The sequence below is a fragment of the Halorarum halophilum genome, assembly GCF_013401515.1.
Classification (GTDB): Archaea; Halobacteriota; Halobacteria; order Halobacteriales; family Haloferacaceae; genus Halorarum; species Halorarum halophilum.
The window spans coordinates 2,250,277-2,263,033 of sequence record NZ_CP058529.1; the positions used below are offsets into that span (position 1 = coordinate 2,250,277).

Consider the following 12,757-nt stretch of genomic DNA (forward strand, 5'->3'; position numbering starts at 1 on the left):
ACAACGACGAGGAGCTACCGGAGTCGAAGGGGACGCCGGAACGCGACGTCGGGGGGGAAGGCGAAGCCGACGACACGCTCGAGGACGAAGCCGACGGCGGGATCAACTCCGAGGGGGGCCCCGAACGCGACACCGTCGGAACCGGCGCCGAGGCGGACTCGGGCCCTGGCGACGGGGCCTCGAACGTCGACACCGAACCCCGGCCCGCGGACGACGAACCCGCAGACGACGAACCCAATGAAGGTGAACTCGGTTCCGAACCCGTCGGGGACGTCGACGAAGCGGCCAGCCGTCTCGAGGACACCGGAACTGTCGGGGATGTCGACACGGACGAGGATGCCGACATCGGCGAGGATGCCGAGCGTGCCGGGGACGGCGAGCGTTCCGAAGGGGATGCCGGACGCGCCGGGCCGGAGACCGCCGATGCCGGCTCCAACCCCTCGTCGGTCCCCGGGCCGGACGTCGACGCCGACGTGCCGGCGGATGTGCGGAAGTACGACCGCTTCCAGAAGATGGAGCGCGCGGAGTACGACCGCGTGAACCAGTTCCTGCGCGACCGCACGTACGTCACGGCGCGCGAGTGGGCCATCGCGCGACTGTGCGCCGACTTCCGGACGGAGACGGGCGTCGAGATGACGAAGATCGGAAAGAACCTCCCGCGGCTGGTGCCGTTCATGACGGACACGTACACCCCGCAGGCGGTGAACCAGGCGCGGGCGTCCTTCGAGGAGAAGGTGAACAAGGCCGGCGCGACGTTCCTCTACGGCGCGATGTGCGGCTTCTTCACCGCCGAACAGCTCGACGACATGATGTACGAGGTGACGGAGGTCGCCAAGTTCCTGCTGGAGGTCGAGGGCGTCGACCTGGCCGTGGAGGACGAACTGGAAGCGGAGGACCGCATCTCGAAGGTGATGCGCGACGTGCGGGAGGCGAGCGCCGAGGTCCGCGGCGAGGAGGTGAAGTGCCCGGAGTGCGGGCACGTCCACGACCCGAAGTGACTGACGAGCCGCGGTGAGCACCGAGCCGAAGGAGCCCGAACTCAGTCGACGAACCCGACCCCCTCCTGATCGACCTCAGTCTCGACGTACTCCTGCCCGCGCTCGGTGAGAAGGTAGTACGCGTCCCCGTCGTCGAGGCGGCGGACAAAGTCCCGCTCGCGCATGGCGTCGAGCGCCTCCCGGACGGCGGGTCGTCCATCCGGTGTTCGAGGTTCGCGAGGACGCCGTCGGGCGAGTGCGCGACGCCGGACTGGTACAGCAGCGGTGCGACGGAAACCGTCCGCACGGCGAGTGAAAACGTCCACTGCCGGCCACCCCGGCGGTCAGCCTCCCCACCGCCCGTATTCCGGCGGCTGCCCGTCGATTCCCGATCGTCTACTCCTCGAACCCCTCCTCCCACCGGAACGTCCCGTTCCGTTGGATCACCTCGCCGTCGACGAGCAGTCGCGAGTCCTCGCTCACGTCCGTGATCATGTCCACGTGGACCGCCGAGTCGTTCCCGGTCTCGCCCTCCGGGAGACACGAGTCGTAGGCCCGCCCCAGTGCGAGGTGGACGGTGTCGCCCATCTTCTCGTCGAAGAGGATGGAGTCGGTGAAGCGGTCGATCCCGCGGTTCATCCCGATGCCGAGTTCCCCGAGTCGGCGGGCGCCCTCGTCGGTGTCGAGCACGTTCGCGATCGCGTCCGCTCCCTGTTCGGCCTCGAAGTCGACGACCTCCCCGCCCTCGAACTCCAGCCACACGTTCTCGACCCTGGTCGCGTCGATGGTCATCGGCACGTCGAAGAAGACCTCGCCCCCCGTGGCGTACGGCGCCGTGAACACCTCGCCGGAGGGGAGGTTGTGCGAGTCGTAGGCGACCGAGGCGGCGGAGTTGACCGCGGTGCGGTTCTCGATACTCATCGTCAGATCGGTGCGACGGGACGGCCCTCGACCGCCGTCCCGGTCGGTCCGGTCCGTCTCAATGCGGACCTCGCTCCCCTCGTCGAGCACCTCCTTCATGTTCGCCATCTCGTCGGCCAGCGACTCCCAGTCCCTGAGGACCGCCTCGTACACGAAGTCCTGGTACTCCTCGTACGCCATTCCAGCCTGCTGGGCCAGCGACCGCGTCGGGTGGACCGTGCTGACCCAGTCGGTGGCCATCCGCGCCTCGCGGACGGCCACGTTCGCCTTCGCGGCTGCGCGGCGTCGTTCGGCGGGCACGTCCGCCGTTGCGGTGGTGTTGCGCCCGCCGGCGAGCCTGAGGTAGACGTCCGCGGCCTCGAGCATCGACAGTTTCGGGTCGTTCTCGGCGAACTCGTCGTCGTGGCCGCGGAGGTACGCCCGCGTCACCTCGTCGCTCCCGTAGGTCGCGAGGAGGGTCGCGCCGCGCTCGCCCAGTTTCCCGGCGACGGCCACGGCGAGGTCGTGGGCGTCCTCGGCGACGTCCATCACGACCCGGTCGCCCTCGTCGACACGGGCGCTCCAGTCGACCAGTACCTCCGCGTGTTCCCACACTCGGTCGTCCATATGCGGACCGTGGTGGGGTCGGGGATAACCCCGACGGTCCCGCGTGCAGTACTACATGGCTCCGAGAAGTACCGATGGAACCAGGTGAGACCGATGACACCTTCAGTCGGGATAGCATGCGAACACGCACAGAATCGACGACCGGCGATAGCGAGCTCCTGCTCTCTCTCGCGAGGATCTTCCTCATCACCGGAGGGGCGACCATGGCGGTACTACCCGTCGTCAACAGGTCGAACGAATGGATGCTACTGCTGACGGTCGTCTCCCTCGTTTTGGGTGCCGGAATCGTCTCACTTCGGTCGTACCTGAGACCGAGAGCGGTCGACATTGGTGGGCCGTTGCTCGCCTGTCTCGTTGGTCTAGCCATCGTTTCTGTGAGCGGCCTACTGATGTACTACGTCAGCACGCGGATCGTATTCGGCGCCCTCGTTCTGGCGCTGCCACTGGCCGCGGGGCTACTCCTGTTCTGGGCGGGGTTCACGTATACCCAGTATGTACTCCGGACGTTCGGATTCGTTCCGGGGTGGGTTGTCGCCGTGTACGTGTTGACCATCCTGGCCGACCCCTTCTTCAACGGCTACGTCATCCAGTACGTCCAATCGGGGGTATCGCTTCACGGCGTAGCGACGATCCTTGTCGGGAGTATGCTGAACGACTCGTGACCGTCAGCCCGACCGAACGTCCTGCTGGAAGTCGGGGCGTGTTCATCCGCAACGGACGCGACTTCGGGTGAACTCGGACGGTTGGAAGGATTCGGGTGAGAACGGGGCCTGAAATTGAAGCCGAAACTCGCCCAGTTGCGGAACCGGAACGCCTACCCCCCACCTGACCGACGCGCCGGTATGGAACTCGGCGTCATCGGCCTCGGTCGGATGGGACGCATCGTGGTGGACCGCTCGCTCGACGCAGGCCACGACGTGGTCGCGTTCGACCTCGACGCAGAGGCGACCGCCGCGGCCGCGGAGGCGGGCGCGACCCCCGCCGACTCGGTGTCGGACCTCGCGGATCGGCTCGGCGAGGAGCGACGGATCTGGCTCATGGTCCCCGCCGGCGACGCGGTCGACGCGACCCTCGACGAACTCGAACCGCACCTCGACGCCGAGGACGTCGTCGTCGACGGCGGCAACTCGCACTTCGAGGACTCCGTCCGCCGCGCGGAGTCGTGTCCCGCGGCGTACCTCGACTGCGGCACCTCCGGCGGGCCCGCCAGCGCCGAGGCCGGCTTCTCGCTCATGGTCGGCGGGCCGGCGTGGGCCTACGAGGAACTGACGCCCGTCTTCGACGCCGTCGCGACCGGCCCGGCTGGCCACGACCGGATGGGCGAGGCCGGCTCCGGCCACTACGTGAAGATGGTCCACAACGGCGTGGAGTACGCGCTGATGCAGGCCTATGGAGAGGGATTCGAACTGCTCCACGAGGGGCGGTACGACCTCGACCTGGAGGCGGTCGCGCGGACGTGGAACAACGGCGCTGTCATCCGGTCGTGGCTGCTCGAACTGTGCGAGGAGGCGTTCCGCGAGGAGGGGAGCGACCTCGGCGACGTGGCCGACCGGATCGAGGGCGGGTCGACGGGGACGTGGACCGTGCAGGAGGCGCTCGAACAGGAGGTGCCGCTCCCGCTCATTTACCAGGCGCTCGCGGAGCGGTTCAGCTCGCGGGGCGACGGGCGGTTCTCCCGGCGGCTGGCGAACCGGCTGCGGTACGGCTTCGGGCGGCACGAGGTCCAGCGCGAGTGAGCATCGGCGGGGTACGCGACGCTCCGCGCCGGGAATCGCCCCACGACGGGTCCCGAACACATCACAATCCTATTCAACCCCCACTCCGTAGCCGCTCGTATGGTTGACCCCGTTGCAGTCGGGTTCGGCGCGGGCCTCGTCCTGGTCTTCGTCGCCCTGCACTTCGCCCGCGGGACGGGCTGGGAGCCGACCGCGGACATCTCCGAGGAGGTGCTCGAGGAACGCGCCTCCACCGTTCCGGAGACCGACTTCCCCGAGCCCGGAAACCGGGCCATCGGCGGGGGCGGCGGCGCGGTTGGCGCGGTCCCGGCCGGCGAGGAGGGCGAACTCGAGGAGGGCGGCGCGGCCGAGGAGTCGTCCAGCCCGGCGGACATTCCGGAGGACGAGGTGGAGTACTTCGAGGTCGAGTTCGTGAAGGAGGGCGCGACGATCGAACTCGCCAACAACGAGACGGTGCTCGAACAGGGCGAGGAGGAGGGCTGGGACCTGCCGTACGCCTGCCGCGAGGGGCAGTGCGTCTCCTGTGCGGGCCAGATCACCGACGGCGGCAACGCCGAGGACTACGTCGTCCACGACAACCAGCAGATGCTAGACGACACCGAACTGGACGAGGGGTACACGCTGACGTGCGTCGCCTACCCGCGTGCGGACTTCACGATCGAGACGGGCGAAGCGCCCTGATTTTCGGGGATTCTCTTCCGTTCTGGGTTCTGTGCTCGTAGTGGCAACTGCGCTGTGAACAGGTCGGTCAAGGCGGAGTTAGCCACGACCGCGACCACCCAGGAAGCCCCCTCGTTCGCTAGAGAATAGCCCTCGTGAACGCCAAGAGCCATGGGGGCTTCCGCGGTCGCTACCACGGAAGCAGTCGCGCTTACCGAGCCGATCCCGGCGGCAAAAGCGGCAAACGGACCACCCGAGAATCGTTCCGACGCGTTCAACACCCCCCGCCGAGAGCCGGTACTACGAACCGAAAGTGTCGAGCAAAGTCCCCGCGAGCGGGTCGCTCACCGAGGGCGACCTCGCCCGCCCAATGTTCGCCCTCGCGTGGCCCATCGTCGCCACGCAGCTCCTCCAGGTCGCGTACAACCTGGCGGACACGCTCTGGCTCGGGCGCTACTCCACCGACGCGGTCGCCGCGCTGAGCCTCGCGTTCCCGCTCATCTTCCTGTTCATCAGCGTCGGCGGCGGCTTCAACGTCGCCGGCGCGACGCTCGTCGCGCAGTACACCGGCGCGGGTCAACGGGCGGACGACGACGTGGACGGGGACGACGGGACGGAACCGGCCGGGGACGACGGCGAGGAGGTGGACGACGCGGATACGGACGCGGACGACCCGCCTGCGCTCGGCGGCGAGTACCGCCGGGCCGCCGGCACGGTCGCCGGGCAGACGCTCTCGTTCATCACCGCCATCGCGGTCGCCGTCGGCCTGCTCGGCTTCCTCCTCGTGGACCGGCTGCTCGGGGTGCTCCCGGCGGGCGCGGCCACGGCGACGCAGGTCATCCCCCTCGCGAGCGGCTACATGGGGGTGTTCTTCCTCGGGATGCCGTTCCTCTTCGGCTTCTTCGTCTTCTCCGCGCTGATGCGCGGCTACGGCAACACGCGGGCGCCGATGCTGGTGATGGCGCTCTCGGTCGCCGTGAACGTCGTGCTCGACCCGATCCTCATCTTCGGCTTCGAGGGGAACCCGGTGTTCGGCGTGGTCGGCGGCCGCGGACTGGAGGCGAGCCTCCTCGCCGCGACGGGGTTCGACGGCGCGGGCGTGCAGGGTGCGGCGGTGGCGACCGTCGTCTCGCGCGGCCTCGCGACCGTCGTCGGGCTGTACGTCCTGCTCGGCACCGACGCCGGGCCGACGGTGGCGCTGCCCGACTTCCGGCCGCGGCTGGAGTACATCCGGAAGATCGTCACGATCGGGGTCCCCTCGGCGCTGGAGCAGTCCGCGTCCGCGCTCGGGCTGATCGCCCTGACCGCGATGGTCGCGACGTTCGCGCCTGAGGTCGTCGCCGCCTACGGGCTGGGGAACCGGCTCGTCTCGCTGGTGTTCCTCCCCGCGCTGGGGCTCGGGCGGGCCACGAACACCATCGTCGGGCAGAACCTCGGCGCGGAGAAGCCCGAACGCGCGGAACAGGCCGTCTGGCTCGCGGCGAAGGCCGGGACGGCGGTGATGCTCTGCGTCGCCGTCGTCGCGTTCCTGTTCGCGGCGCCCATCGTCGGCGCCTTCATCGCCACCGGCACGGACGCCGCGGCGGCGACCATCGCCTACGGCGCGGACTACATCCGCGTCCGGGCCGTCGAGTTCGCGTTCATCGGCGTGCTCCAGGTCGTCCTCGGCGCCTACCGCGGCGCGGGGAACACGAAGACTGCGCTGGCGTTCTCGCTGGTCGCGCTGTGGCTCGGCCGGGTGCCGATCGTCTACGTGCTCTCGTTCCACCTCCGCTTCGCCGAGCAGGGGATCTGGATCGGTATGGCGGTCGGGCAGATCATCGGCGCCATCGCGGCGGCGGCGTGGTTCACCCGCGGGACGTGGAAGCGGACGCTCGTCGACGACGAGGGGGCGCCCGCGGGGAGCTAGAGCGGCTTTCCGAAGCCTTAACGTCGAACGGCCGATACTGGACGATGAGGGCGGCTAGTTCAGCGGACAGAACGTTTGGTTCCGGACCAAAAGGTCGGGGGTTCAAATCCCTCGCCGCCCGTGTTCCGTGTCGCGAACGCAGTGAGCGACCGGAACCGTTCTGCAAGAGGGATTTGAAGTAGACGAGACGCAGCGCCGAGCGCAGCGAGGCGACCGTCTCGACGTGGTTCACGATCCCTCACCGCCCGTCCGTTTTCGCGCCACCACACCGACGAGCGAGGCGAGTGCGACGAACTGACAGCCCTTCGCCGAACGAGAGGCCGCGAACTGCACCTGCTGCACGAGGAGGACGTCTTCGTCCCGTCGGCCCGAACTCAGCCGGTTATCGCTCGTTTTTCAGGTAGACGCCGAGGTACCCGCCGAGAACGCTCAACCCGACGGTGTACAGTGCACTAAAGAGCAGCCCGACGAGGCCCATCAATCCGAACACGGCGGACACCCCGCCGAACCCGAGAAAGTACAACGAGAGGGAGAGGACGAGCACGAACGGAACGAGCATGAGGAGCCCCGCGATCGCGCCGACCTTGAGGCCGTCTTCCGGCCGTCCTTCTTCCAGATAGCCGGCGATCGCGCCCCCGAGGAGCGTCGATAGCGGGACGAGCATGAGGAGCGCGCCGACGATACCGCCGAGGAAGCCGTTGATGGCTGCGCTGCGGTTATCGTCCGCGGTCGACGTGTCGACCGTTGGGGAGGTGGAGGTATCGGGGACCATGGGAACCGGATACCGAATTTCGAGCGAAAAGCGCTTCGATGCGGTCGCGAACTACGTGACACGTTCGTCTTCCTGTCGAGTCCGGGGTCGTTCACCGCGCCGAACGCCTGCGGAAAACCCGTACTCCGAGGAGTACTTCCGTTCGGCCGGTTCGGCTCACCGCACCCGATTCGTCCCCCGGGCTCGGATCGTCGAACGTGGAAGGTGATTTATACTAAACCCGCAATTCACTCAATCCATGATGGACCAGGGGGGGAGGTACGGCGCCGGAGTCTCGCTCCTGGCCGTCCCGACGGTCGGTCTGGTCGGCGCCGCCACCGCGCTCCTGTTCCGCGACTCCACTACCCTCCTCGACTTCGCGTTCGGCTGGATCGCCCCCGTCCTCCTGCTGGGGGTCCTCGCCTACACGGTCGCCTGGACGAGGGACCAGCCCATCACGGGCGACGACGTCCTCGTCCTCGGCCTGTGGTTCGCCGGCGGGGCGGTGCTCTTCGGGTTGGCCGCGCTCGCCACCTACTACTTCCAGATCGTGAAGGGCGGCGTGATCGTCGACTACCAGTTCGGCCTGATCAACTGGTCGATCGGCGGCGGGGCGATCGGCCTGCTCGTGGGGAACTACGACGTACACCAGCACCTCACCCGACGCAAACTCGATCGGGCGCGCCAGCAGGCCTCGATCCTCAACCGCGTCCTCCGCCACGACATCCGCAACGACCTGAACGTCGTCTTCGGCTACCTCGATCGGATCGAAGCCGCGTCGACCGAGGAGCGGGAGGCGCTCGCGGTGGTTCGCGACCGCGCGGAACACCTCCACGACGTGTCCGAGCGGGCACGCATGATCGAGGAGGCGATCCGGACTGAACAACTGACGACCGTCGACGTCGCGGCCGCGGTCAGGAGCCACGTCGAGGGCCTCGAAAGCGACCACCCGGACGCGGAGATCGACCTCACGGGGCCGGAGCGGGCGTGCGTCCGGGCGATCGAGGGGATCGTCCCGGCGCTGTGGGAGCCGCTCGAGAACGCCGTCGTCCACAGCGACCGCCCCTCGCCGCGCGTCGACGTGGAGATCAGCCGGTCGGACGACCGCGCCGACGGGCAGGTGGTGATCACGATCGCGGACGCCGGGCCGGGGTTCCCGGAGCTGGAGGAGGTCGTGTTCGGCGACGACGCGGAGTCGCAGCTCGGTCACAGCCGGGGGACCGGCCTCTGGCTGCTCAAGATGACGGTCGAGGAGTCGGGCGGTCACACGTCCGTCTCCGACGCGGGCGGGGACGGGACGCTCGTCACGGTCCGGCTCCCCGCGGCCGCGAACCCGGCAGAGTCGTGACGCGACGTCGAACACATCCGGACCCCGACCGGGGGAACCGACGGCTTACGTCGCGGCGTCGATGGCGGCGTCCAGGTCGGCGATGATGTCGGCCGGGTCCTCGATCCCCACGGAGATGCGGACGAGGTCGTCGGTCACGCCGGATGCCTCCTTCTCCTCGGCCGAGAGCTGCTGGTGGGTGGTGCTGGCCGGGTGGATGATGAGCGTCTTGGCGTCGCCGACGTTGGCGAGCAAGCTCGCGAGCTCCGTCGACTCGACCGTCGTCCGGGCGGCGTTGTACCCCCCTTCCAGCCCGAAGGTGATCATGCCGCCGTAGCCGCCGTCGAGGTACTCGCTGGCGGTGTCGTGGGTCGGGTGTGACTCGAGCCCCGGGTAGTTCACCCACGAGACGTCCGCGTGGTCCTCGAGGTACTCGGCGACGGCCATCGCGTTCTCGCAGTGGCGGTCCATCCGCAGCGGGAGCGTCTCCAGCCCCTGGAGGGTCTGCCAGGCGTCGAAGGGGGCCTGCTGGTTACCCAGGTCGCGCAGGCCGCGGGCGATGGCAGCGTAGGTGAACGCCGCCTCGCCGAACGTCTCCGCGAAGTTGACGCCGTGGTACGCCGGGTTGTCCTCGGCGAGTTCGGGGTACTTCTCCGCGTGGTCGGCCCACGGGAACGTGCCGCCGTCGACGACGACCCCGCCGACGGTCGTCCCGGAGCCGTGGAGCCACTTCGTCGTCGAGTTCCACACGAGGTCGGCGCCGTGCTCGATGGGCCGGCAGAGGTGGGGCGTCGCGAACGTGTTGTCCACGAACAGGGGGACGCCGTGGTCGTGGGCGATGTCCGCGACCCGCTCGATGTCCGGCGTGTCGAGCGCCGGGTTCCCGATGGTCTCGAGGTGGACGTAGGCGGTGTCGTCGTCGATCGCCTCCTCGTAGGCGTCGTAGTCCAGCGTGTCGACGAACCGGGTGGTGATGCCGCGGCGCTCGACGGTGTGGGTGAAGTAGGTGTACGTGCCGCCGTACAGCGACGAGGCGGTGACGATGTTGTCGCCCGCCTCCGCGAGCAGGAAGGTGGTGAGGTCGAGCGACGCCATCCCCGAGGCGGTGACGGCGGCGCCGACGCCGCCCTCGAGGGTGGCGAGGCGCTCCTGGAGCGTCTCCAGGGTCGGGTTCATCAGCCGGGAGTAGATGTACCCCGGCTCCTCGAGGGCGAACTGTGCGGCCGCGTCGTCGGCGTCCTCGAAGACGTACGACGTGGTCTGGTACAGCGGCGGCGCCCGCGCCCCGGTCGCGGGGTCGGGCTCCTGGCCGGCGTGAAGCGAGTCGGTGGCGCGCGAGCGGTCGTCGGAATCGTCGCTCATACGGGGCCATACGGCTCCCCTCGTATTAGAGCGGGCGTGTCGGGTGAGCGTTGCCGCCGTCGGTGACGCCGTGGCACATCGATGACACCGAGGTTGACCGCGGTAAACGACCTCCCTCGCCGGATACCGACGATCCGTCGCCGATCACACGATCCTCGCGAAGTACTTCGGGAGCCGTTTCCGCAGGACGGCGTACGGGATCGCGACCGCGATCACGCCCACGGCGAGCCACCGCGGCGGGCCCGTCAGCAGGAGCGCGACCGGCGCCGCGAACAGGACCGTGAGCGCGAGGTCCTCGGGCGCACCGTCGTACCGGACGACGTACCGCGCGGCGAGCCACCGGCCGCGGGCGTGGTCGTACACCGCGTTCGGGTTGGTCCGCTCCCAGGGCCGGAGTTCCTCGCCGGCGCCGAGCACGTCGCTCGCACTGTGGACCGCCGCGGCGACAACGGCGAGTGCCGCGCCGACGGAGAGCGCGGACGGGGCGAGGAGCGCAGCGACGCCCGCGAGGACTGCGACCGGCCAGAGGAGCACCGGGAAGTGGAGCGTTCGCCGGTGCTGGCCGACCAGCAGGTCGAGGTCCGGCGCCGTGCCGCCGAGGACCGCGCCGACGACCGCGGCGGTCGAGAACTCGGGAGCGACGAGGGCGACCGGGAGCGCGAGCGCGAGGCTGACCGCGACGTGCGTGGGCGCCATCATGGGGCGCGGTAGAGGAGGTCGTACCCGTGGGCGACGTAGCTCAACTCGCCCGCCGCGAGCTGCTCCCGACGCGTCTCGACCCACCCCTCCGCGTCGACATCGGCGTCCGCGAGCGCGTCCGCGACGAACCCGAGAATGCACTCCAGGAAGTACGCCTCGTCCGCCGGATACGACCCATCGTGCGGGCGGACGATCCAGTCGGAGGCGCCGACTGCCAGGAGGTCCCCGTCGGCGCGTCGGAGCAAGTCGAGCAGGTGCCTGCCCGCCCGGCTGTCGCGACCCGGCCGATCGTCGATGGAACGGTGGTACGCACGCTCGACGGCGTCGTCGTCGGGGTGGTCCGGCTGGAAGATAGTGCCGCCGTCGAACGTGATGGGGAAGTACGCGAGGCCGCCCGGGGCGAGCGCCGCCTCGAAGGCGTCGACAGCCTCCGGGAGCGACACGAGGTCCACGAACGCCTGCGCGACGACGAGGTCGGCGTCCGCTGTCCGGGCCGCCTCGAGCGCGTCCCCCCGCTCGAAGGCGACCTCCAGGTCGGCGACACGAAAGCCCGACTCGGTCGGGTCGGGGTCGTAGCCCGCCCGTTCGAGCTCCGCCGCGCGGGCCTCGCGGGCGTGCTCGACGAGCTCCGCCGACCGCTCCACGCCGCGATAGCGCCCGGCGTCGACGCCCCAATCCAGCAGACGCGGGACGGTGACGCCGGTTCCGGCGCCCGCGTCGAACACCGACGGGGCCGGCGGCAGCGCCGACCGCAGTCGCTCGCGGACGCGCCGGTCGAACGCCCGCTCGTCGACGGTGCGCTTCGCGTCGAGGTACCTGACCCGGGCGTGCTCGCCCGCCATCTCAGAGCCGACGCTCGTGGCTGGCCCACGCGACGTCGTCCTCCCACATCCGCGTCGTGAGCCGCTCGGGCGCGGGGGCGTCGAGGCGACTCGCAACCCGGTCGCCGAAGACACGGGCGAACCGCTCGACGCTCGGGTTCCCCTCGAACTCCGGGAGGTCGTTCAACAGCGCGTCGCGGTAGCGCGATTCGAGGTCGTCGAGCACCGCGTCGACGGCGTCGATGTCGACCAGGTAGCCGTACTCGTCGAGTTCCGGGCCGGCGAAGCGCACCTCGGCCTCGTAGTGGTGACTGTGGACCGCTCCCTCCGGTCCCGGGTCCGGCACCGTCAGGAAGTGCTGGGCGACGAAGTCGCGGGAGACGGAGAGTTCGTACACACCCGATTCACGGCCGCGATTGGTATTAACAATCAGGGTGGGGTTGGTGCGGGGACGGGGGCGTCTCTGCTCGCGTCGACGCTTACGAGAGGTGGGCGGTGACGTCAGTCGAGGAGATCATCCCGACGTAGTCGTCGTCGACGACCGGGAGGTGTTTGATGCCGTAGGTGGCCATCATCGCGGCGGCCTCCTCCATGTAGAGTTCCGGCGCGGCGGTCTCGACGTCCGTGGTCATCACGTCGGAGACCTGCAGTTCCGAGGTGTCCCGGCCGTCGGCGACGGCGTCGAGCACGTCGGTACTGCTGATGATCGAGCGCGGCGAGGTGAGGACGATCAGCGCGCTGATCTCCTTCTCGCGCATCCGCTGGGCTGCCTCCATTACCGAAGCGTCCTTCGAGATCGTCTCCAGGGGAGTGGACATCACGTCCTCGACGGTCGTTCTGTTGTTGGTGCTCATACACTCACTAGGGACGCGGAGGGTATGGAGTTTCCCCCGGAAAGCCGGGGAAGCTGGTACGATCGGGCATCCCGACGAGTCGCCTGCCCCGGAACCGAACGAGGAATCCGAGCACTCGTGGGTAATCCAACTCG

Annotated in this window: 14 protein-coding genes and 1 tRNA gene; 7 read left to right on the forward strand and 8 right to left on the reverse strand. The window is 69.2% G+C overall.

What is annotated here, in order from left to right; all coding sequences use genetic code 11:
- The first annotated feature begins 101 nt into the window (after positions 1 to 101).
- On the forward strand, positions 102 to 998 hold the full coding sequence (locus HUG10_RS11360; RefSeq protein ID WP_218780701.1) for a DUF5806 family protein: 897 nt from the start codon (positions 102 to 104) through the stop codon (positions 996 to 998).
- Between the two features lie 41 nt (positions 999 to 1,039).
- On the opposite strand, the gene HUG10_RS22025 is transcribed toward HUG10_RS11360, so the two are convergent.
- Positions 1,040 to 1,162 carry a hypothetical protein gene (locus HUG10_RS22025; RefSeq protein WP_281375633.1) on the reverse strand — a complete coding sequence of 41 codons (123 nt, stop codon included), beginning with the start codon at positions 1,160 to 1,162 and terminating at the stop codon, positions 1,040 to 1,042.
- A 211-nt stretch (positions 1,163 to 1,373) separates the two neighbouring features.
- Entirely contained in the window at positions 1,374 to 2,504 is a 1,131-nt protein-coding gene (locus HUG10_RS11365; RefSeq protein ID WP_179169690.1) for an aminopeptidase, read from the reverse strand.
- 74 nt (positions 2,505 to 2,578) lie between these two features.
- On the opposite strand from HUG10_RS11365, the gene HUG10_RS11370 reads away from it, so the two are divergent.
- From HUG10_RS11370 to HUG10_RS11390, 5 genes are all read left to right on the forward strand, one after another.
- Positions 2,579 to 3,166, forward strand: coding sequence for a hypothetical protein (locus HUG10_RS11370; protein WP_179169691.1), 588 nt, complete (start codon positions 2,579 to 2,581; stop codon positions 3,164 to 3,166).
- A 180-nt stretch (positions 3,167 to 3,346) separates the two neighbouring features.
- The gene (gene gnd, locus HUG10_RS11375; protein WP_179169692.1) at positions 3,347 to 4,240 is read left to right on the forward strand and encodes a phosphogluconate dehydrogenase (NAD(+)-dependent, decarboxylating); all 894 of its coding nucleotides are present in this window, start codon (positions 3,347 to 3,349) and stop codon (positions 4,238 to 4,240) included.
- Positions 4,241 to 4,339: 99 nt separating this feature from the next.
- Positions 4,340 to 4,921 (forward strand): 2Fe-2S iron-sulfur cluster-binding protein, encoded by a 582-nt coding sequence (locus HUG10_RS11380; protein ID WP_179169693.1) that lies wholly within the window; start codon positions 4,340 to 4,342, stop codon positions 4,919 to 4,921.
- 349 nt (positions 4,922 to 5,270) lie between these two features.
- Positions 5,271 to 6,809: an MATE family efflux transporter gene (locus HUG10_RS11385; RefSeq protein ID WP_179171062.1), complete on the forward strand. Its 1,539-nt coding sequence runs from the start codon at positions 5,271 to 5,273 to the stop codon at positions 6,807 to 6,809.
- 48 nt (positions 6,810 to 6,857) lie between these two features.
- Positions 6,858 to 6,930: transfer RNA gene (locus tag HUG10_RS11390), tRNA-Arg, on the forward strand.
- Positions 6,931 to 7,191: 261 nt separating this feature from the next.
- On the opposite strand, the gene HUG10_RS11395 is transcribed toward HUG10_RS11390, so the two are convergent.
- Positions 7,192 to 7,581: a DUF5518 domain-containing protein gene (locus HUG10_RS11395; RefSeq protein WP_179169694.1), complete on the reverse strand. Its 390-nt coding sequence runs from the start codon at positions 7,579 to 7,581 to the stop codon at positions 7,192 to 7,194.
- A 238-nt stretch (positions 7,582 to 7,819) separates the two neighbouring features.
- On the opposite strand from HUG10_RS11395, the gene HUG10_RS11400 reads away from it, so the two are divergent.
- Complete coding sequence (locus HUG10_RS11400; RefSeq protein WP_179169695.1) at positions 7,820 to 8,908, forward strand: sensor histidine kinase; 1,089 nt, start codon at positions 7,820 to 7,822, stop codon at positions 8,906 to 8,908.
- Between the two features lie 45 nt (positions 8,909 to 8,953).
- On the opposite strand, the gene HUG10_RS11405 is transcribed toward HUG10_RS11400, so the two are convergent.
- The 5 genes from HUG10_RS11405 to HUG10_RS11425 all read right to left on the reverse strand — a co-directional run bounded on the left by HUG10_RS11405 (position 8,954) and on the right by HUG10_RS11425 (position 12,623).
- Complete coding sequence (locus tag HUG10_RS11405) at positions 8,954 to 10,249, reverse strand: O-acetylhomoserine aminocarboxypropyltransferase/cysteine synthase family protein (protein ID WP_179169696.1); 1,296 nt, start codon at positions 10,247 to 10,249, stop codon at positions 8,954 to 8,956.
- A gap of 144 nt (positions 10,250 to 10,393) precedes the next feature.
- On the reverse strand, positions 10,394 to 10,948 hold the full coding sequence (locus HUG10_RS11410) for a metal-dependent hydrolase (protein WP_179169697.1): 555 nt from the start codon (positions 10,946 to 10,948) through the stop codon (positions 10,394 to 10,396).
- Positions 10,945 to 11,790: a class I SAM-dependent methyltransferase gene (locus HUG10_RS11415; RefSeq protein WP_179169698.1), complete on the reverse strand. Its 846-nt coding sequence runs from the start codon at positions 11,788 to 11,790 to the stop codon at positions 10,945 to 10,947. Before HUG10_RS11415 ends, HUG10_RS11410 begins: the two co-directional genes overlap by 4 nt.
- A 1-nt stretch (position 11,791) precedes the next feature.
- The gene (locus tag HUG10_RS11420; protein WP_179169699.1) at positions 11,792 to 12,166 is read right to left on the reverse strand and encodes a 6-pyruvoyl trahydropterin synthase family protein; all 375 of its coding nucleotides are present in this window, start codon (positions 12,164 to 12,166) and stop codon (positions 11,792 to 11,794) included.
- Between the two features lie 82 nt (positions 12,167 to 12,248).
- Positions 12,249 to 12,623 (reverse strand): CBS domain-containing protein, encoded by a 375-nt coding sequence (locus tag HUG10_RS11425; protein WP_179169700.1) that lies wholly within the window; start codon positions 12,621 to 12,623, stop codon positions 12,249 to 12,251.
- Between the last annotated feature and the right edge of the window lie 134 nt (positions 12,624 to 12,757).

Bases quoted from the DNA above. Each gene is read 5' to 3' on its own strand.
- HUG10_RS11370 (WP_179169691.1), top strand. From the start codon at position 2,579: ATGGAACCAGGTGAGACCGATGACACCTTCAGTCGGGATAGCATGCGA.
- HUG10_RS22025 (WP_281375633.1), bottom strand. From the start codon at position 1,162: ATGCGCGAGCGGGACTTTGTCCGCCGCCTCGACGACGGGGACGCGTAC.
- HUG10_RS11425 (WP_179169700.1), bottom strand. From the start codon at position 12,623: ATGAGCACCAACAACAGAACGACCGTCGAGGACGTGATGTCCACTCCC.
- HUG10_RS11415 (WP_179169698.1), bottom strand. From the start codon at position 11,790: ATGGCGGGCGAGCACGCCCGGGTCAGGTACCTCGACGCGAAGCGCACC.
- HUG10_RS11395 (WP_179169694.1), bottom strand. From the start codon at position 7,581: ATGGTCCCCGATACCTCCACCTCCCCAACGGTCGACACGTCGACCGCG.
- HUG10_RS11400 (WP_179169695.1), top strand. From the start codon at position 7,820: ATGATGGACCAGGGGGGGAGGTACGGCGCCGGAGTCTCGCTCCTGGCC.
- HUG10_RS11365 (WP_179169690.1), bottom strand. From the start codon at position 2,504: ATGGACGACCGAGTGTGGGAACACGCGGAGGTACTGGTCGACTGGAGC.
- HUG10_RS11405 (WP_179169696.1), bottom strand. From the start codon at position 10,249: ATGAGCGACGATTCCGACGACCGCTCGCGCGCCACCGACTCGCTTCAC.
- gnd (WP_179169692.1), top strand. From the start codon at position 3,347: ATGGAACTCGGCGTCATCGGCCTCGGTCGGATGGGACGCATCGTGGTG.
- HUG10_RS11385 (WP_179171062.1), top strand. From the start codon at position 5,271: ATGTTCGCCCTCGCGTGGCCCATCGTCGCCACGCAGCTCCTCCAGGTC.
- HUG10_RS11410 (WP_179169697.1), bottom strand. From the start codon at position 10,948: ATGATGGCGCCCACGCACGTCGCGGTCAGCCTCGCGCTCGCGCTCCCG.
- HUG10_RS11380 (WP_179169693.1), top strand. From the start codon at position 4,340: ATGGTTGACCCCGTTGCAGTCGGGTTCGGCGCGGGCCTCGTCCTGGTC.